Here is a 19,970-nt window from a genome sequence, read left to right as displayed (position 1 = left end):
CTGGTTTCTTGAATGAGGAGATAACATCATGCGGCGTGTATTTTTACTTTTATTGGGTACCCTGCTGACGATTTACTGTATCCCTTCATTCGCTTGGGCTTTAGGTGAAGAGAGTTTTGGCAATCAACCATTGAATGCGGCAAATTTCCGGGACTGGCCGGGAATTGTACCGGTCGTCAATCATGAAAACCGCGTTTATCACCAGTGGGTCAATGGGAACGAGCATTGTTTCTATCGTGGTAATAACGCGTCGCTGAATGATGTCTTACAGAAGTTTGCAGCCACCGACGAAAAAGTACATGAGGTCGTTTTGCGACCCGGACCTGGTATTACCCATTCATTCAATAAAGCACGGACCGTTGACTTTAACTGGAACCTGCATCTTGTCGGCGGCATTGCCAAAAGTATGACTAAAAAAGATCAGGGAGCCAAGATCTGGAGCAAGCACCCGATGTTGACCATTTACGTGGGTGGCGACATCGAACTCGAAAAAATTAAAATCCCCGAAGGTGTCACAGTAATCGAACTTGCCGATCTGGAAAAACGTTACTCTCAGGGACTGAAAAGTACCGATAGGACGGTTCGAGGTTGGGGTACTGGTCATCTGGCTCAGCTCGATCCCTATAGCAAAAGCAATATGGAGGCCGTTGCAAAATTATTACAAGACGATGATAAGTGGGTCCGCTTAAATGCCGCTGGTGCGCTGGCAACCTTCGGCATGAAGGCCGAACCCCTGATACCAACCTTACGAAAAGCATTAAACACAGATGACAAACCTTTGCAAACACGCATTCAAGAGACGATCAAAAAGATCGAACTTGCAAAAGACAAAACCAAAGGGGAAAAAGAACATCAGGAAATACTCGCAAAAATCAGCCAGTTTCGAAAAACGCTCGCCAGGTAACATTGCCGTCAGCTTACGCGAATTCAAAAAATTAATGAGGGCTGAATTTTTCACGGAAAGTCGTATTTCAGATCGAAGTGCGCTCTGTTTTTCCGACTTCTCAGTTATTTCGAATGGTTTTACTCTGAATTAGAACCAGTTCGCGTTAACGTTCGTTATTGTCAGCTGTCCTGCATTCGATGAGTTTCGCGGAAATTTGATCTTGTCTTCAATCTGAGTAGCATTCGATTTCGAACGAAGCGCTCGCGTCCGATGTACTAGCCTCAGGTACTATTCGACCAATGCCATTTCACAAAATGGGTGGTTTAAAAACGCATTTGCGAATATGATTGAGTATAACGGACGAGGGCAAGAGTAACGATAAGATCACCTACTCAGATGGAGCGCTAGCGGAATCTGAGTTAGGTGCATCGCCCTTACTGGAGCCCTTGGATGCTTTGGAAATCGACTTTATGTACTCGTTATGCACACCGATGACGGTAGCAATTAAGGTCAGGCAAAGAAACAATAAGTAGATAATCTCAGCCCGGCGGTTCGTAGTGGAAACGGATGCGTGAGTCTTGTCTCTGATCGTTGCTCTGAGTTCCCTTTCGTCAGCCGACGTATCCAGAATGCTTTCAATTGCTTCCCGCATTTCAGTCGCCAATTTCTCGCCCTTGGCATTCTCTGATTCTAGGTCATAGCCATCGTCTGGATTCTTGACTCCCAACCTCACTGTGAGGGCAACCCATGCCTTCAGAGCATCCTTTCTATTCCTAAGAATGGCTATGCCGTCTTCCAGACGCTTCGAGATGTCACCATAGTCAGCATTCCATTCGCCTGACTCATTCTCTTGTAAGACGCTCAGCAATTTCTTGACATCTGTCTGCTCTGATTCCGCTTCTTGTCTAATGAATCTTGCACCTGCGGCTAGGTCAGTTTGCCAAGTCCTCGCAACAACCAATAGAGGATGATTCGTGCTATCATTTCGAGGCTCCAGACTCTGAATAGCCCCAAACAGTCTCCCTTCAAGTTTCTCAATTCGGAACATCACTTCACGATTGCCCACCACATCATGAAGCGCGATTTCCGTAAGGATTCGCTCTTCATGCACCGTATCTGTGGTATACCGTAAAACTACGTCCTTCATGAGCCATGCAACGCCCAGAATACAAACGGCCACAAATGGTAGTTTCTTTCTCATTTACTTGCTCCAACTTTTGAGGTAACCGTGTTGGCGGACCAACGGAATTGATGTTGGCACACCAAGAATTGAACACGGAGGAAATAAGTTTGAAAAACCGAAACGTGAACGAACTTTTGTGCACCGATTAGTTAGGCTCTCGCTTTACTTTCGACGAAGTTTGCGCTTTAAAAGCGACGGGGGTGTCCATTCTGAGCCATCATAGAACACCACTCCGGTCCAGAGATTCTCTGCATCTCTACAGATTGTAGCTAGCCGTGTCCCGTTGGGATTGCGAGCATTCTCCTCAAGCCATAGCGTATAGTCGATCAAATCTTTTTGGGAGCTGTCAAATCGCCGTTTGATTTCTTTGTGCGCCGGATTTGACCAATCCCTTGAATTCGCTGGCATCTCGCCTTTGATGTCGTAGTAGTTCCCCAACAATGTAACGAAGCGAGCTTTGATCTCACTTGTCTTGGTATGGCTCAATTGGTTGTCGCGTTCTTGTTGAAGTAACGCTGCCTTTGAAGTCAAATCGCCAACTTGTCGAGTAAGTTCTGTAATCTGCGATTCTTTTGCAATCATCTGAATTTGGAAGTCGGAAACCACATTACTCTTATCTATTTCGGCCTTCGCAACTCGGTTTTCACCGATTTCACCTCCCACCCAGTATCCGAATCCCCAGACTGCTACCGCCACAAGGGAAATGAGGCTGTACACCGCGATCTTCTCGGGTGTGGAAAGTTTAGCGAAAAACTCGTAGGTCTTTATTTTTACGGTTCGTTTGTCCTCTTGCTCCGTCATCACATTTGCCTTTCTTGGATCTTGAGCCTAACGACCAGCGTAACCGGGTGGCGATATTACGCGCTGAGTTCAGATTCCACCGCTAAGGTTAACGTAATTGTTAGCTGCACACTTTGGCTATTCTGCCCGTGGGGACTGACACGCCTGAAGACTGAGCCATAGTACTACCTACGAGCAGCGGTGCCTTCGCGGTATCCGCGTTCATATTCTTCCATTAGATGTTGGGCGCCGGTTTCAGCATCTTCACGACGCAGTCCATGTTCAACCAGCCTAGCCGCAAAGCCATGCAGCGATTGACGCGAAGGGACGTCATTGTACCCATCGTCGTAACCTGCCTGTCGAAGGTTGAAGGCATATTTCACTTCATACAATGTTTTACATGCGTCAATAATGTGATTGGCGATGCCCATGGCGACTATCTCTTTCATTTGTGGATTCGTTTAGTACGAATGTGGTTTGTTATTTAATGGACGTTCGCCCGAGCAGCACCTTCGGCCTCTTGAATGGAACTGTGGACAGATTCAATTTCATCTGGTCGTTCACCGTAGTTGTCTCGACCACCAAAGAATTCAACAACATGAAGATCGGTCGGTTTGGCGAATAACCCGACCGACGCAGGTACCAGACCTCTTAAGCACAACCCCTTTGTCGACTAAATCTCGCATTGCAAATCTCCCAATGGTTTTTCAGTATTTCTCGTAGCAGCTTACAATAGATAGACAGAATTTCATTTTGTCTAAATCTAGCAGTATTTTGTATATTGTCAACTGAAAGCCACTGGAACTGGCGTTCATTGATAATTTATTCATGTAGGACCGACATGACAGTGGATGTTGATCCTCTCCTCTCAGGCTCACGCAGCATGACCATTGCCGTTCACCGCAAACTCTTTGACCACATACGAATAAGTTGCGAGTGATGCACGATGCCTGGAAGACCTAGCAGGCTTAGGTGATGTGGATCGAGAGATTCTTGAGTTTCCAGCGTGAACCGACCAAAAGATGTTTTCGAGAAAACGTTACTTTTTCATACGAGACTGCAGTTCTTGATAACGGCTTTTCATATCCGGGTTGCCCAAATCCGGGTAGAGCAGTTTGGTAACGCCGAGTATTTTTTTCGCTTCTGCTTCGTTGCTAGAGTCGAACAAGGTTTGAATGATATGCAATCTGATATCCAGCCAGGGGAGCGTTCCTGGTTTTTCTGCTGCGATCAGAGATTGCCATTTCTGGGATGCCTGCTGCAGACATTGCCTGGTGCCGCAGCGTTCGAGGAGAAGTGCAACCTGCCTGATGAGCGAAGCATCGTTGGGAGAGTGTTTTAAGAGAGTTTGATAGTACTCAAGGGCTCTGATGGGCTGCTCAATGGCGAGATAGGCTTCTGCCAGGCAGAGGTCCAGGCGATTGGCCTGTTGCGGTTTTAATGCGTCACGTCGGCTCATGAGTTTCTCTGCCGACTTTAATTGGAGCATGCCCAATTCTCTGCGGACTTCCGGCGTTAAATCCAGATTGATCTGTGATATGCCATTCAGAACAGAGAGTAGTTCATCGGTGCCGGCGGTTTCCAGACTTTCAACCAGTGACTGAGCGGCTGAGGGTTTGCCTTGTCCGGCCAGCGCAATGATCTGGAGTCTGAGGGCCTGATTGGAAAGGTCATTCCATTTTTTGATTTCCTGGACCATTTGTGAAATACTGGATTCTGAGCGTTCGCTGTTGCGTTTTAATTTCGCAACTACACCTTTGGTCATATGAACGATCAGCTCTAACAGTCGGTTGGCTTTCGCGTAGAGAGGCGGTGTGTCGTTCAGGTAAATGCGGGTCAGGCGCAAAGCAATTTCTGCCTGAGATTGGCCTTTTAGATTGTCCGTTTGATCGGGAAAATCAGCGAGAAATTGTTCCAGTACATCAATGGCTTCCTGTCGCCAGGCTTTGGTTGGTTTCTTTAAGGAGGTCAATCGAAGTAAAATATTTTCATAGCAGCGGGCGATTCCCAGATGTGCGTCAGCTGCTTTCGCGTGTTTCGCGGGAATTTCCGAGTATAACACCAGAGCTTTTGAATATTGCAAACGCGATTCTTCCAGGCGCGCCAGCATCGAGCCTGCTTCATAAAAACTATCACTATTGGGAAATTGGTTTCGAACACGTTCCAGCGCCATCGTATAGGCGAGCCGTCGTGACTTCGTTCGGCTTTGTGTATAGAGCTGTCCCAGGCACCAAGCCGCAAGCAGACCAGCGTCGGCTGCTTTGGGCGCTGCTTCGTAACGTAATGACAGTGATTGAAACTTCGCTGCCGCCTGCTTAAATTGTTTGGTTCTTAACTGTAACGAAGCGCTTGTGAATCCGAGTTCAAAAGCCAGATCAGTATTGCCTTGTTCGGCTGCCTGTGTTGCGACCCGTTCATACGCGGCGATAGCCTGTTCGACTTTCCCTTGCGAATACAACAACTGCGCCTGCTTCAGGCTTTGGGAAATCTCACTGCCATACTGGTCTATCTGGTTTTGCTGATTCACGAGCATGCGTGTCCGTTGTGCCCAGTAACCGGGTTGAGATTTCCAGAGATGCTGTGATCGTGTTTCAATTTGCTGCCAGATTTCCTCTGCCAGGGATTTCTGTTTCTTTTCCATCGCAATTTTTCTGAGTCGAATGAGCGCATTCACTTCGAGGTAGCCCAGTTCGCTCGAATAGTGACCATGATCCTGGCGGAATTTGATAATTTGCGTCGCCGCCAGTTGTGCTTTATTCTCAGCCAGTAAAAGCCGCATCGATTCCACAAAGATCGGCTCATTCAGGTAAGCGGGCGGGTGTTCTTTAGCGAGTGCTTGAATTGCGCGGACTGCTGCAGCAATATCTCCTTTGATCCGATCACATTGAATCAGTGCCAGTTTGCTCATCCATGTCACTTGCAGAGTGGAAGCCCGCCTGGATAGTGGTTCGAGAAATTTGATGGCAGCCTGGAGTTGCGTTTTTCTTTGTGGGCTCTGCTCATCATATAAATCAGCCAGTTTGATTTTGGTTTGTGCAATCAGCAGTTGAAAATCCAGCAGTGTGTCGCGGATCGTGGCTGTTTTGAGAACGGTAAAATTTTGATATGAGCCGGATTTTTTTAACAGACGTTGCAATTGTACTTCTGCCTGAGTCAATTCAGGGATGGCCTGAGTCAGTTTCGAGATGGCCGATTTTTTCAGTGATTTATTGAAGGGAACGGCTTTGGATTGCCAGTAGAATATTTCTGCTTTCTGGGCGGCAATGCGGGCGTGTTCGGCCTTGAAGACAGGTGCATCAGCCCAGTTTGGGTGATCCTTTATAATTTGTGAAAGCGTGTTTTGAGCCCGATTCCAGAGTTCGCTTTGTTCATTGCCCTCCGCCACCATTGCGTGTGCCGCTAAGGTGCGCGCGAGTTCCAGGGTAATGCGGGCACGATCGGTGTCGGAAAGTCGAGGCTCAGCCAGACGGCTTAAACAAAATCCTTCAGCGATTCCAAACAGATGTCGTTGCCGTAAACCTTCGAAATAAGAACGCGTAGGATCATCTGTTCCATGTACATCAGGGGATGCAACAATGAATATGAGACAACCGAGAACGAGACAACAGAGAAACCTTCGCCGCGCAGACCCGTAATGCAAAATTGACATGAAAAAGGTTTCAGTTTGTTTTGATCGACGGAGCATGTGATATTTCGAGCAGGCAAAGTTTGGCAGATGCTACAAGAGCTCTGCTTCAAAACAGATTATGACCTGTGTAATCATACACATTACAGGCGATTTCTCACAGGTCTGATTTTGAGAGTCTATTGAAACCTGCGACAGAAAAATCCCTTACTCTGTTTTAGGTGCTTTGATGATCTGTGGCAGTTCTGGGAGAACGGCCAGATCAGCACCGGCGTTGGTGCGATCAATGGCAGTTATGGTCAGGCTGCCGTCAGTCGGCTGATTAAACTGAAGTTGTGCAGCCCGCAATTCAGAGCAGGGGGTGCTGATCAGTTTCTGGCGATCAATGATCCAGGGGATTTTCATTTGAAAGCTGTTTGCATCTGCAGAAAGTCCCCAGCTGTCTTTCCAGTCAAGTGCATCCAGCGAAAGCGTTCTCAATGTTACTTGTTGCGATCGAATCGTCCAGAATGTTTCGAAGCCATCGTAATAATTGTTAGAGCCTCTCCAGGCTAATAGCTTCTGACGAAAATCATTTTCGTTCGTTTTTCCTTTCATCAAAACAAAGGATGCATCGGTTCTTGAAACGAAAATATTATTACGGGCAGAGACATGGAGGGGAATCAGTTCTCTGGGGATGGTTCCACTGTCTATTACAGCCAGACCTTTGCCAAGTACAAAAGTGGAGTGATTCAAAACCAGTTCCAGGTGATCGCCTTCTGTCGGTTTGTTACTGCTGCCAACCAGTTCAATCAATGATTGAGCAAGCATGAAAGTAGAATTGGTAAGTTCGAGACGGAGGGGAGCCGTTTCCCGGATCGAAAAAGCGTGGCCGTCGCAGCGTAGAATCGAGTTAACGACTTCGATGAATGTCGATTCTTTTACCGGTCGTTTGCCCATCATGGATTCATCGTCTAAGCCCTGATTGATGGGTTCATTCAATTCAAAGAGCGATACCTGCTGATCGGTGGTATTGGAACAGGTGACCGTTACCTGATGTAAGCGGATGTCATGCGCATTTTTTAAGGAAAAGATGGCCCATGAATCGGAAATAAGATCTTTGACATCGACCATGATGCCCAGCTCAAACAGTTCCAGCGAGCCATTGCCCACTTGAATCATGTGCGTCTGAAATCCTTCTGCCGGCTCTTCCACAGATTCAAACAGCAAAACCGGTTTACGATCTTTGGCAGCCCGAATACGAACACGTTTATTATTGATGTGGATGGGTGCTTCTTTGCGAATGCCGGTAAACCCAAGTTCAATGATACTTCCGTCAACGGCAGCAGCGCACGCCGCATTCAGTGTTTTGAAATCTTGGCCGGGTGTACCATCCGGCTTGATGATCGTGATTGCGGGAAGCTCGATTTTTTGTATTTCGCTGTCATTGTTTTTTGGAAACAGTTCTGGCACTTTATTCGTTTGATTGTTGGAACGAGGAGCCAGTGGAGTCATCGTTTTTTTCTGGCCATTACTATTTGATAATGCCAGTTTCGATTCGGGATCGTTATTCAGGAGCACTCGGTTTTTGGGTGTATTATTAGAGTCGATAAAATCACTTAGTGATTTAGTGGGAGACAGGAGTGGGATGTTAAAAATTTCATTGAAATCTTTTGTGTCCTTGCCTCCATTCAAGGTTTCTTTTTTTGTTTCAACAGGTTTTTTTGAATCAGAACTGGTGATGATGGGACTAGGATTTTCTACGACTATTTTTTCATTTGAAGTATTCGGCGTATCGAGAGAGGCGATCTCTGTGCCATCTGTCATCGGTTTTGTATTGCCAACGATAGTCTCCGGTTGCGACAGGCTGGGATCAAGATTCTTCTTTCCGCTATCGGTGGCTTGTTGACTGGAGGCTGGTTCTGTCTTTGGGTTCGTATTTTGTACCACGTTGGAAGGATCAAAACCCGGAAAGTTTTCCAGGAGTGCGACTACGATTAATAAAACCGCAGCGGTTGCGATCCAGCCGACATGTTTTTCCAGAAATCCGAGTCGTGAACTGGTAGGGGAAGTCCAAACCAGTCCTTCGGGATTCACCCCTCGCAAATCGAGCTGGCTGGCGATCTGAATTAAGTGATACATGAGTTCTTCAGGAGTCTGGTAACGATCCTCTGATTCACTGGCCATCATCTTCTGAACAATGTGGGAAAGTTCGCGTGGCAGTTGTTTATTGATGACTGCCGGGTCGGGGACGTTCTTTCCAGAGTGGTCCAGTAACTTTTGTAGAACGGTTCCTTCGCCGTAAGGAGGTTCGCCTGTCAGCATATGGTACAACGTACAACCGAGTGAATAGATATCGCTGCGGACATCTACATTGCGAGGGTCTTTGGCTTGTTCAGGAGAAATATAGTCGAACGTTCCCAAGGTCGTGCCGGCACTGGTGAGGTCGGCAGATGCGTTGTCACTTTCTTTGCGAGCCAGGCCCAGGTCAACCAGCTTTGCTCTGCCGCCAGGAGTAATGATGATATTTGATGGTTTGATGTCACGGTGAATCACACCTGCCTTATTGATGTGTTTCAGAGCGGAAGCAATTTGCAGGGCATAATTCACAGCTTCCGCTGCGGGCAGGATACCTCTTGACTGGATGAGATCTCTGACATTTGTGCCTTTGACGTATTCAAACGCAATGAAGTTCAAGCCTTGAGCTTCACCGATGTAAAACACGCGTGAAATATTTTCGTGATCCAAACGTGCTGCTGCTTTAGCTTCGTTTTGAAAACGCTTGACCGATCCTGCATCGCGCGATTGACCTGGACTCAGTATCTTTAAGGCGACCACTCGATCGAGACGAGTGTCAATAGCGCGAAAGACGGCCCCCATGCCTCCGTGGCCGATCCGCTCCCTTATCACAAAATGCTCGAGCTCCATGCCTGCAGGATTGGGAATTTCGTTTTGTGCATCGGGATCATCAATCGTGGGTGGGAACAGCCGATTACAGATAGAGGATCGCGCAAACTGGCTCTGTGACCCAATAATGTCTTGACCGGCGTCATTGATGGCTTCGAGTGGACTGATAATGGTTTCCGGGCCATCGGCTTCACGAACCGGACGCGCAAAAAACTCCGGCAGCGCTTCCTTACTTGCTGTTGAGTGGTCAGATTTTGGTTCGGAACTCATGATGAAAAGTTCACTTTAAAATAGCTTTGATTCCACGCTTGAAATGATATCGAACGCCTGATTGAGATGGCAACAGCGTAATCCAGAAACACTTCGATTGTACGAAACCTGTAATGGATACCCAAGTACAGTCTGTTTGCCGAAGCACATTGAAAAGCACTTTTTAAATTTCAATAGCCCTAAGTCTTATGATTATAGCAGTTTAAAGATGTTTGACTGTATTAGCTTTTGAAAAGCCGGTCTCAGAAAATAGAGTCGCATTTTAGTTATAGATAGGAATGGAATTTATTAAGTAAGAGCTGTTTATATAATACGTGCTGAACCGAGCATTCGTTCTGAGAAAAAGCCAATTTCCCTGATTTTCATCCAATTTTTTGAACCAGTGAGTCTGGCACTGATTAATCTGGCTGGTGGCGTGTTCATGCTTGTGGAGGCACGAACGTTTCGCGGGGGGGTATTGCGGCAAGCAGACCTGTACCGAATCGGAAGTAAGTACCATCGGTTCTAAAATTCGATAATCTTGGACTCGAATTCATTCTTGAATCCAACCTGGTCTATTTTCAAACCAAAGTTTTCTCCAATTTTGACAGCCTCCCCCTGGCAATAAACCTGATTGTTGATATAGAGATCCAACGGATCTTCGCATGGCTTATCGAAGGCAATGAGCGACCCGGGGCAAATTGAGAGCAGCTGTTTCAGTTCAATTTTTTTGTTTGCCAGTCTGACAATCGCTTGAATAGGCAACTTGCTGATGCGGTGAAACGGACTTTGGTCCGAAATAGAAGAAGATGCGTGGCTCATGCGTGATGTGGTCTGAGCAGGTTTTTCAGATGCCGCCTCCGGTTGTGAAGGTGGATCTTCTTCCGCGGTTTCTGTAAGTGGCGGTTTCGTCAGTGGCCATATTACAGGGATCACAGCACTCGGGCTCTGGCCGTCGCTTTCATCTTCTGCAGAGAACAAATTGATTCGTAGCAATGCGGCCCAATCACTGGGGGCAGCTTGTTTCACTTCATTTAATAAACTATCAACATAATACGTTTTAAACTCATCAACGTCACCTAAATCCATGGGGATCAGGTTCATTGATAATTCCAGTGCCAATGTTTGTAATCGGGATGATTCTGAATCTCCCGGATTCGAGTACCAGTCTGGTAGAGGGATATTTGCAGGGATGAGCCCTACCATTGCTTCCTCACCAATTTGAAACAGGGTAATCAAACCTGGTCCCTGAAATGCTTCTTCTAATTCTTCCTCTGACCAGACGCCCGATTCTCCTATTTCCAGTCGATAGGTGAGATCGAAACACTGATTGAAGGAATCAGAAAGCGCAGGCATACTTTCGCTAGCGAAGGTAACGATCGCTTCTACATTTTCCTGGTTGAAACCTGACATTTCTGATTTATAAAGTCCTGTAAGGTGATGGCCTGTTCACTTGGAATGGGCAGTCACAGTTCTCGGGAGCAATTTCTCCTTAGTTCATTCAATCGACCACTTGAAATTTAGTTCTTCACTCTAAATCGGCAAAGTTCGCTTATTCGGAAAAGATTGACATTTATTTGAGCGCAAAATGAAATCTTTAATCTTTCAGAAGGTCATTAACGTTCTGAGTGATATGAAGCCAAACTGGAAAAGCGATGTGTACAGAATCGAGAGTACATCCCGTTGAAGCTGAGCGGTTTCAACGCGATGAAACCTGGTCCAGACTTTACCGGCTATGCTACAAGAAATCTGAATATAGAAACTTGCTTGAGAGAATGAGGTAAAAGAATGCAGTGTCATGAAGTTGATTACGAAATATTTGGTTCTGATCTTCAGATGGTGGAAATCATTCTTGATTCGGGTGAGTCGGTAGTTGCAGAAGCCGGGAGCATGAATTACATGGAAGAGGGTATTCGCTTTGAAGCGAGAATGGGAGATGGTTCTCAGCCCGATGAAGGATTTCTGGGTAAACTTTTTAAGGCAGGAAAACGGGTTTTGTCGGGAGAGTCCTTGTTTATGACTCACTTTACAAACGAAGCAGAACGCGAACAGAGAGTCGCCTTTGCTGCGCCTTATCCGGGAAAGATTATCGCCATCGATATGGCCAAAATCGGGGGTTCACTTACTTGCCAGAAAGATGCATTTCTTTGTGCAGCATTAGGTACTGAAGTGACCATGGCATTTACCAAGCGTTTGGGAACCGGTTTCTTTGGGGGTGAAGGTTTCATATTACAGAAACTGCGCGGTGATGGCATGGCTTTTGTGCATGCCGGGGGGACTGTCACCAAAAAGAAACTGGCGGGCGAAACATTACGTGTAGATACCGGTTGCATAGTCGCATTTACCGGTGATATCGATTACAGCATCGAACGAGCCGGGAATCTAAAATCAATGGTACTGGGCGGCGAAGGCCTGTTTCTGGCGACCTTGAAAGGGCATGGAACAGTACTGCTTCAAAGTCTCCCTTTTTCCCGGTTGGCAGAACGTGTTCTGGCTCATGCTCCTTCCGCCGGTGGTTCCTCGGTGGGTGAAGGTTCAGTCCTGGGTGGCCTGGGAGATATGTTTGGTGACCGCTGAATCGACAGCGCGAAAGAAAACAATTTCTACCAACATGTAAAGGAGTTGTTTGATGTTAAAAAAACAGGGTCGCTTTCAGGATGTGCGGCGATTTATGATGGTGTTCTTCGGGGCGATTTTCATCATCGTTGGATATCTGGTTACTTATGAGATGGGGTTGCCACTGATTGAACAGGCCAAAGCGAGTAAAAACTGGCCAACCACTGCTGGATTGGTTTTAAAATCAAAAGTGGTAAGCCATCGCAAAAGCAACTCGAGTTCCTCAACTTATACCGCGAAAGTGAGTTATCAATTTGAGGTTGAGGGAACTCAGTTTGAATCCGAAACGGTCTGGTTTGGAGGGGACATTTCCACATCCAATAAATCGATGGCACGCGAGACTGTCAAGAAATTTCCAATCGATCAAAAAGTAGTCGTCTACTATAACCCGGAAGATCCGGAGATCGCTGTTCTCGAACCGGGCGTGTTCAAGACGACTTATTTCTACTACCTGTTTGGTTGGGTGTTTCTGGGTGCGGGGATTTTGATGACAGGCGGCCCTCTCTTCCGGTCGCTTTTGGGGAGAAAAAAAACAGAGTGAACGCCGCGATTCGGCAATTTTTACCGCATGACAGAAACAGTGTTTCGAGTGGGAATCCTGATCTTGCTGCCAACGGTATTTTTTGATAAATAGCAGTTCTCTTTCACTTCTCTTTTCTCTCAACTCTTTTCTCTCAACGGTTCTCTTTGCATGTCTCTACTGCGTGTCTATTTTACGCAACGACAGATCCTGCTTGTTATTGTGGCGTTGACGTTGAGCCCGTTTCTAGCGGGTTGTGCAACCAGTCCCTATGTTTATCAGGCCAATTTCGTTCCAGGGCCTGAAATGGAATGGGATGTAGAGGAATCGCAATTCGAGCGCGGGGAGCGAAAGCCGATTCTGGATGGCATTGGCTGGGTCGTCGGCATTCCCGGAAAAATTCTTCTCTGGGACCGCCGCATTGATAATCACAGCGTTTCTCCTGAAACGGAAGCCGCGCTGGCCGCGTATCTGGGAAAAAATAACCTGGATCAAGTGAAGGTCCGCATCAATCAGTATGATCCGCGGGGCGAGTGGAGGCGGCTGCGAAAGAACAAATCGGTGAGCTGGGGTTGGCGCTATACTGCGGGAACACTGACGGCCCTGCACTATACCTTGTTACCGGGACGAATCTTGGGTGGTGACAACTATAACCCGTTCACCAATACCATTAATCTCTATTCCGATCATGCGGCTGTTGCCTTACACGAAGGGGGGCATGCCAAGGATTTTTCCTCACGAAACTATAAGGGAACGTATGCTGTCGTAACGGCTTTACCGGTGCTGTCATTATGGCCGGAATCGATTGCTACCAACGACGCCCTTGGTTACCTGCGCGCGGAAGAAAATTACGAAGACGAACAGGAAGCCTACCGAGTATTGTATCCCGCCTATGCAACTTATATTGCAGGTGCTGCCTCACCATTTTTACCTTACAGTGATCTGTTGATTACTGCGGGTGCGGTCATTCCCGGTCATTTACTGGGACGCATAAAAGCCAGGGAAGTGAAACAGGAACAGATTGCCCGACTTTCGCAGTCAGAAAATCAGCAGGTTTCTGCTTCGGATCCAGTTGAAACTTTACCAGCGGCGAAAATCGAAAACCGAGACAGGATTCAACAGGTTCACTACGAACAGGAGTTGAAACATCACAACTTTGTGAACCAGAAACGTTTCGCCGAGGTATCTAGCAGTGCAGGGAAGCCGGTGGAATAACTACTTCACTGGAGGCTTCGAGGGCTCTCCCAGGATCGTCAGCCGATCTTCTGGTTCATTGCAAAGAGGGTAGCTGCTTGTTGAGGAAGCAAGAATTTCGGCGAGCGTCGTTTCAGAAAAAGCATGTTCTGTAACCCGCATGGCTTCATCCAGCTTACGATGCAAGGGGCATAAATTTGCGCCATGCCCCTTTAACCCCAGCGGACAGGATTTGATCCGTTGGATGGGATCGACGGCATTTACGACCTCCAGAAGATTCAATTCATCTGGTGTTTTTATCAGGGAGATACCTCCACCGATGCCCCGTTGTGAATGAACCACATTGGATTGACGCAGACTTTGGAGTACCTTCGATAGATAAGCTTGCGGAACTTTCGTTGCTTTTGCGATTTGTTCTGTTGTGCAAGGGTTGGGAGAATTGTCTGCCAAGTGGACAATCGCTCTGAGTGCATATTCGACAGTTTGGGAAAACATAAGAATTCCTTGGAATCTATAATTGGATATTGATGTCTATTATTGCGTCTGTTATTCTGCGTATCAATATAAATCTGGACGTTTTCGGAAATCGGTTCAGGTTATTATAGTCGCTTAGTTTATCAGGAAACAAAAATGAAACAGATTGATGAAGAAAAATTGGAAACAGATCTCGCTTACCGGTTTGGATTTCTCACAGAGTTTATTGGAATCACCGGAGCTGATTTAGAGGCAATTCATGGAGCCGCTGGTGCTGTCGCTCCCCTGGTTCCCGGTTTAGTTGATGCCGTCTATGACCAACTCTTCAGTTATGATTGCACAAAACGTCATTTTGTGCCACGTCAACATGGTTATGAAGGTGAAGTTCCTGAAAGCATTGAGAGTTTGACTCTCGATCATGAAATGATCGAATTTCGAAAACAGCATCTGGGCCGCTATCTGGAAGCCCTGGTAACGAAACCTTACGACGAAAAAATGGTGCAATATCTGGATTTGGTAGGCAAGATTCATACTCCCAAAGCGGGCAGCAAAGATTTGAACGTACCTTTGGTTCAGATGAATGCTCTGATGGGTTTTGTTTCGAGTGCACTTGTCAGTACCATTCTTGGATTAAATCTTGATCGAGAAACCGAAGTAAAAACGTTAGTCGCGTTCAACAAATTACTTTGGGTACAGAATGATCTGATCACGCGTCATTATCAGGCGTAATCGTATTCCATGCTGATCGGGTTACAGCCGGAGGTCAACGCAGACAAGATTTCCGGCTGAATCCCGGCAGTAGATCCGCCCAGCGCATAAAACGGGAACGGTCCAGCATTGGTGGTCGAGGACTTTGAATCGGGAAATTTCCTGGTAGGAGTTTGAGTTCGCTTTTGCAGTGACCAGTGTGCCTGTGTCGGATAGAATGATCAGCTTGCCATTCGCAATCATGAGCGACCCGCAACCAAATCCGGCTTCGCGCCATTTGATTTTTCCTGTCTGCTGGTCGAGGCACGTTAATCGTACGATGCGACCCAAATTGGAATTGCCGTCCATTCCATAAAAGTGTTTTTGATAAAGCACACTGTTATTGAAATGATTTCTCATATCACGATTCGTGAAACGGGCCTTTAATTTCAGATTATCGAAATCCAATAATGCACAGCCTTTCTGATAACCGGAAGAGATAAAAATGGTCTTCCCATCAATAATCGGCGTGGTAGAATTCGTGTCGAACGGAGAAGCCCAGTCGAAAGTTGCAATCTCTTTGCCATCTGTCGTCTGTGCTACAGTCAGGCAATCATTATTCAATAACGCGAGATAGTCGGTGCCGTTCATTGTAAATGCTGCCGGCGTGCCATACCCGGGCATATGAGGTGTGGATTTCCAGAGTTCCTTGCCTGTCTTTTTATCGAGTGCCACTAATCGACCTGCTTCTACAAAGAGTTTTTCGCCTTTTATCAGAGGAGAACAGGTAAAGCCCCATTCGGGAACTTTCATCTGATAGGCTTCCGTCAATTGTTTTTGCCAGACGATGTTTCCGGTTTTGATTTCAAAACAGATCAATCTTCCGTCGCGGCTGTTTGTGTAAAGGAATTCACGATCGATGGTCGGAGTCGCACCAGGTCCGCCGGCATTCAGACGGCTTACTAACTCAGCCGGATAAGTTTTTTGCCAGATGATGTCTCCCGTATCTGCCTCCAGGCAGTAGACACTTTCATTGCCTGCTTTGTGTCCCATTGTGTAAATGCGCCCGTCGGCTGCAGAAATGGAGCTGTAACCCGTGCCGACAGTTCCCCGCCAGAGAATCTGAGGTGGCTTGTCTGACCAGTCGGCTCGCCAGTCCGTTTCTGGAGAGATGCCGTTGTAATCGGGGCCCAGCCAATGAGGCCAATAGCCGGCTTTCTTTTTCGGGTGCGTTGAAGATCGGGCGTCTTTAAACGAGACTTCCACGAGTGTCACCGGAGGGCTTTGCTCTGGATTTTGTTCAGTTGAGCGTAGCTGCCTTGTCTCTGCGGATGTCGGCGACGATTCGCTGCAGGCATGATTAAACAGGCTGGCGATCAAAAATAGATACAGAGTGATAGACTTCATTTCATTCTCCTTAATGTGTCTCACTCTATTATGCACGCCCTTTGATTATTGGGGAATGTCAATTTTGATGCGCAGGTCTCTTAACTGATGCGGATCGACTTCAGAAGGGGCACCGCTCAGTAAATCAGCGGCTTTCTGAGTTTTCGGGAAGGCAACGACGTCTCGGATATTGTCATTTCCACAAAGTATCATCACCAGCCGGTCAAGACCCAGGGCAGCGCCTGCGTGAGGAGGCGCACCATATCGCAGCGCCTGCAGCAGGAAGCCGAATCGTTCTTCCGCTTCTTCTGCGGAGATATCCAGCAAATCGAAGATGGCCTGTTGCACATTTTGATCATGCACACGCACACTGCCGCTGGCCAGTTCATGACCATTCATGATCAGATCGTATGATTGTGCCCGCACCTTGGCGGGGTCGCTTTGGAGTAACGGAAGATCTTCTTCCACCGGTTGACAGAAAGGATGGTGCTCTGCATCCCAGCGTTGGTCTTCTTCGTTATAAGAGAGCAGTGGGAAATGCGTAATCCAGCAGCAATTGATTTCGTCAGGGTCATACAATTCCAGCTCTTTTCCCAAACGATTTCGTAACGCAGCCAAAGCCGCGGATGTAACGGCACATTGGTCGGCTACGAAAAACAGGAGGTCGCCGACTTCGGCTCCCATGTCTTCCATGATTTTCTGTTTGTCTTCATCGGAGAAGAATTTGGCAATGGGTGAATGCAGTCCTTCATCGGTGACTTTGAAGAAGGCTAATCCTTTTGCCCCGTATTCACCGGCAAACTCAGTTAACCCATCAATGTCTTTCCGGCTGTATTTGTCGGCGGCACCTTTGGCATTCAGTCCGCGTACACGTCCGCCAGATTCGATGGTTTTCTTGAAGACAGCAAAGTCACAGCTTTGAGCAATTTCGCCGATATCCACCAGTTCGAGTGCGAATCGTAAATCGGGCTTGTCGGAACCATATTTTTCCATCATATCATGGTAGGCATAGCGGGGTAGTGGCAGCGCGATTTCTTTATTTCGTAAGTCTTTCAGCAACGTTGCGATCAATCCATCAACGAGGGAAAGAATATCTTCCTGGTCAACAAATGCCATTTCCAGGTCGATCTGAGTGAATTCCGGCTGGCGATCTGCTCGCAGGTCTTCATCGCGAAAACAGCGGGCAATCTGGTAGTAGCGATCATAGCCTGAGATCATCAGGATCTGTTTATAGATCTGGGGAGACTGTGGCAGTGCATAGAAACTGCCTTCATGCACACGACTGGGAACCAGATAATCGCGGGCTCCTTCCGGCGTGCTGCGCCCTAGAATGGGAGTTTCAATTTCCAGAAACTCCCGTTGATCAAAATAGTCGCGGGTCAGTTTCGACAGGCGGTGCCTTAATTTCAACGCTTCCTGCAGACGCTCGCTGCGCAGGTCGAGAAAGCGGTAGGTCAAGCGCAGTTCTTCGTTGGGCAGTTCTGAAGTTCCCGGTTCGAAGGGAGGCGTTTTGCTTTTGTTGAGGATTTTTAGTTCATGTGCGCGAACTTCAATTTTTCCTGTGGCCAACTTTTCGTTTTCGCGATCATCCCGTAAGACGACTTCGCCTTTGACCTGGATGACATCTTCCGCGCGTAGAGAACGTGCCAGCTCGTGCATGGCAGCATCACGATCCGGGTTGAATACAATTTGTGTGATTCCATAGCGGTCTCTTAAGTCAATGAAAGCCAGACCGCCGTGGTCGCGGCCTCGGATCACCCAGCCTGCCAGTGTGACGCTTTGCCCAACATGGTCTGTTCTCAATTCGCCACAGGTTTGTGTTCGTAACACCGTAGTAAGTCCTTGGTTAGAAAGCTTCAGTTCTAAAAATTATATTTGTGTCTGTAAATAAGATCTGGTCGCTGGAATGTTCGGTGGAATGTTTCGAATTCCGCAACCCGGGGCGAGAGAATTTGTCTCTCTTAATCCTTACTTTACAGCATGTCTTAAGACCGCGCTGAATCGCCAGGGTTCGCCATCAGCTCCTCATTCAATAAATGATCACGCTGATCTTATGGGAGCAGCAGGCTGCTCGCAATGACTAGCCGTCGGTAGCTCTTTACCGGCAGCTATCTTTTTACGGAATGTCCGATTATTCAGACAGAGATTGGCTGCAAAAGCCAGGTGTGTGATAGTGTGTTCACCTATCTGCGGCTGCGGAAGCGTCGAAACAGTCGGCGGCGCTTTTGTTCCGGGCAGTAGTTGCAGTCATTATTGGCAGCAGCTTCTGTCGCGGGAACGGGTTGAATGGCATTGCTCTTTTCTTCATAGGGAGCTGCAGCCACTTTTTTCGGGGGAGCGACAGGTTTTTTAGGAGCAGCGGCTACTTTCTTCGGCTTAGGTTGTTGCTTCACCGGTTTTTTCTGAGCGACTTTCTTCTTCGTGACATTCAAAAACTGTTGATAGGCGGCAGCGACTTTTCCCTGTTGCGTATTGCCTGAGTGAATGTAAATGCCATATTTCAGGTTCAGCTTGTCTCCCGCTTTCAGATGTTTGGCATCGACGGGCAGTTTCTTGTTTGTATAAGCATGATCGCCAAACGGACTGATTGTAAACAGTCCATAGTTGCGTACATGATACCGGGACTTCTTATAGTTTTGGGGAGAGTCCATTAGTGTCACTCCGTAAACTTTCTTATTCAGGGGGCCATAATAGTCGATCCAGGGAGTTGGTTTACCCCAGTTATCTTTGGTTCCTTTGACGCCCTTGTTGTTTTCGACGGTGCCGTTTTCTTTTTCCCGCATCCCATTGGGAAGGCGAACTCCAAACAGACCCTCTTTGGTATCTTCAAAGACAACCGGTTTGGCACCGGCGACGAACGTGATGTTGTAGGTCATCAGCCGATTGGCATAAATCGAGATTATAGTATTTTCTGTGACGATGGGTTTTCCATCAGCGCCCAGCCATTGATTGCTGACTCTCATGACAGCCGGATTCCCTGAGGCCTTGATGATTTTGACACCCTTATTGCGAATTTTGCCTTTTTCTGCCCAGAAATCGACGGTATTGACTTCATCAACGGCCACCCAGATCCCTTTATGATGCGGGTGATCTTCCGGGTCGACCACCGAACGGGTGATGATGGTTCCATCGGCAGCGCGAACCGGGGAGAAAAAAGGTTTAGGCAGATCGCCGCCTGTATTGTAGGTCGCAAAAGGCTTTCCATCGATGGAAACATTGACTTTTGACCCTTGCTTTTTCAATTGAACGGACGCACCGTTGGCAATGTCGATGGTAGACAAGCCAACAAACAAACAGATCACGCTGAGCACGATTTTCACTGTCAAAATTCCTCAATTGCAGTCATTCGTATATAGTTTGTAATTAACAACTCGTTATTGTGTGCTGAAGAGCATCGCTGCGCCAAGTCGCACAGACATTTTCGCGGACTTTTTCCTGAACTGGACTGGAACACGGTTTGCGAACAGGCCTTTTGTTCTGTTAT

General features: G+C 47.3%; 15 protein-coding genes. 5 read left to right on the top strand and 10 right to left on the bottom strand.

Annotated features, from left to right (window positions below; genetic code table 11):
* The first annotated feature begins 28 nt into the window (after positions 1-28).
* Positions 29-904, top strand: coding sequence for a HEAT repeat domain-containing protein (locus Q0668_RS09005; protein ID WP_298863140.1), 876 nt, complete (start codon positions 29-31; stop codon positions 902-904).
* Positions 905-1,274: 370 nt separating this feature from the next.
* Here Q0668_RS09005 and Q0668_RS09000 read toward each other — a convergent pair whose 3' ends face one another.
* From Q0668_RS09000 to Q0668_RS08975, 6 genes are all read right to left on the bottom strand, one after another.
* Positions 1,275-2,087: a hypothetical protein gene (locus tag Q0668_RS09000; protein ID WP_298863137.1), complete on the bottom strand. Its 813-nt coding sequence runs from the start codon at positions 2,085-2,087 to the stop codon at positions 1,275-1,277.
* A 144-nt stretch (positions 2,088-2,231) separates the two neighbouring features.
* Entirely contained in the window at positions 2,232-2,870 is a 639-nt protein-coding gene (locus tag Q0668_RS08995) for a hypothetical protein (RefSeq protein WP_298863134.1), read from the bottom strand.
* A 164-nt stretch (positions 2,871-3,034) separates the two neighbouring features.
* Positions 3,035-3,298: a hypothetical protein gene (locus tag Q0668_RS08990; protein WP_298863131.1), complete on the bottom strand. Its 264-nt coding sequence runs from the start codon at positions 3,296-3,298 to the stop codon at positions 3,035-3,037.
* 590 nt (positions 3,299-3,888) lie between these two features.
* Entirely contained in the window at positions 3,889-6,498 is a 2,610-nt protein-coding gene (locus Q0668_RS08985; protein ID WP_298863129.1) for a tetratricopeptide repeat protein, read from the bottom strand.
* 183 nt (positions 6,499-6,681) lie between these two features.
* Positions 6,682-9,630, bottom strand: coding sequence for a serine/threonine-protein kinase (locus tag Q0668_RS08980; protein WP_298863127.1), 2,949 nt, complete (start codon positions 9,628-9,630; stop codon positions 6,682-6,684).
* Positions 9,631-10,134: 504 nt separating this feature from the next.
* Entirely contained in the window at positions 10,135-11,022 is an 888-nt protein-coding gene (locus Q0668_RS08975) for a FliM/FliN family flagellar motor switch protein (protein WP_298863124.1), read from the bottom strand.
* A 375-nt stretch (positions 11,023-11,397) separates the two neighbouring features.
* On the opposite strand from Q0668_RS08975, the gene Q0668_RS08970 reads away from it, so the two are divergent.
* From Q0668_RS08970 to Q0668_RS08960, 3 genes are all read left to right on the top strand, one after another.
* Entirely contained in the window at positions 11,398-12,186 is a 789-nt protein-coding gene (locus Q0668_RS08970; protein WP_298863121.1) for a TIGR00266 family protein, read from the top strand.
* 52 nt (positions 12,187-12,238) lie between these two features.
* Positions 12,239-12,766 (top strand): DUF3592 domain-containing protein, encoded by a 528-nt coding sequence (locus tag Q0668_RS08965; protein ID WP_298863118.1) that lies wholly within the window; start codon positions 12,239-12,241, stop codon positions 12,764-12,766.
* Between the two features lie 150 nt (positions 12,767-12,916).
* On the top strand, positions 12,917-13,960 hold the full coding sequence (locus Q0668_RS08960; RefSeq protein ID WP_298863115.1) for a hypothetical protein: 1,044 nt from the start codon (positions 12,917-12,919) through the stop codon (positions 13,958-13,960).
* Here the strand turns inward: Q0668_RS08960 and Q0668_RS08955 are convergent, their stop codons facing one another.
* Complete coding sequence (locus Q0668_RS08955) at positions 13,961-14,434, bottom strand: Rrf2 family transcriptional regulator (protein ID WP_298863112.1); 474 nt, start codon at positions 14,432-14,434, stop codon at positions 13,961-13,963. It lies immediately after the preceding gene.
* Positions 14,435-14,569: 135 nt separating this feature from the next.
* Between Q0668_RS08955 and Q0668_RS08950 the strand changes: the two genes are divergently transcribed.
* A complete protein-coding gene (locus Q0668_RS08950; RefSeq protein ID WP_298863108.1) occupies positions 14,570-15,142 on the top strand; it encodes a protoglobin family protein in 573 nt (190 codons plus the stop codon).
* Between the two features lie 21 nt (positions 15,143-15,163).
* On the opposite strand, the gene Q0668_RS08945 is transcribed toward Q0668_RS08950, so the two are convergent.
* From Q0668_RS08945 to Q0668_RS08935, 3 genes are all read right to left on the bottom strand, one after another.
* On the bottom strand, positions 15,164-16,507 hold the full coding sequence (locus tag Q0668_RS08945) for a PQQ-binding-like beta-propeller repeat protein (RefSeq protein WP_298863106.1): 1,344 nt from the start codon (positions 16,505-16,507) through the stop codon (positions 15,164-15,166).
* 45 nt (positions 16,508-16,552) lie between these two features.
* Positions 16,553-18,316 carry an aspartate--tRNA ligase gene (gene aspS, locus Q0668_RS08940; protein WP_298863103.1) on the bottom strand — a complete coding sequence of 588 codons (1,764 nt, stop codon included), beginning with the start codon at positions 18,314-18,316 and terminating at the stop codon, positions 16,553-16,555.
* A gap of 353 nt (positions 18,317-18,669) precedes the next feature.
* Complete coding sequence (locus Q0668_RS08935) at positions 18,670-19,806, bottom strand: PmoA family protein (RefSeq protein WP_298863100.1); 1,137 nt, start codon at positions 19,804-19,806, stop codon at positions 18,670-18,672.
* Positions 19,807-19,970 lie beyond the last annotated feature (164 nt).

Source organism: uncultured Gimesia sp., assembly GCF_937910335.1.
GTDB lineage: Bacteria > Planctomycetota > Planctomycetia > Planctomycetales > Planctomycetaceae > Gimesia.
Note: the sequence above shows the minus strand (reverse complement) of the source record. Positions and strands in the feature narration are given on the sequence as shown.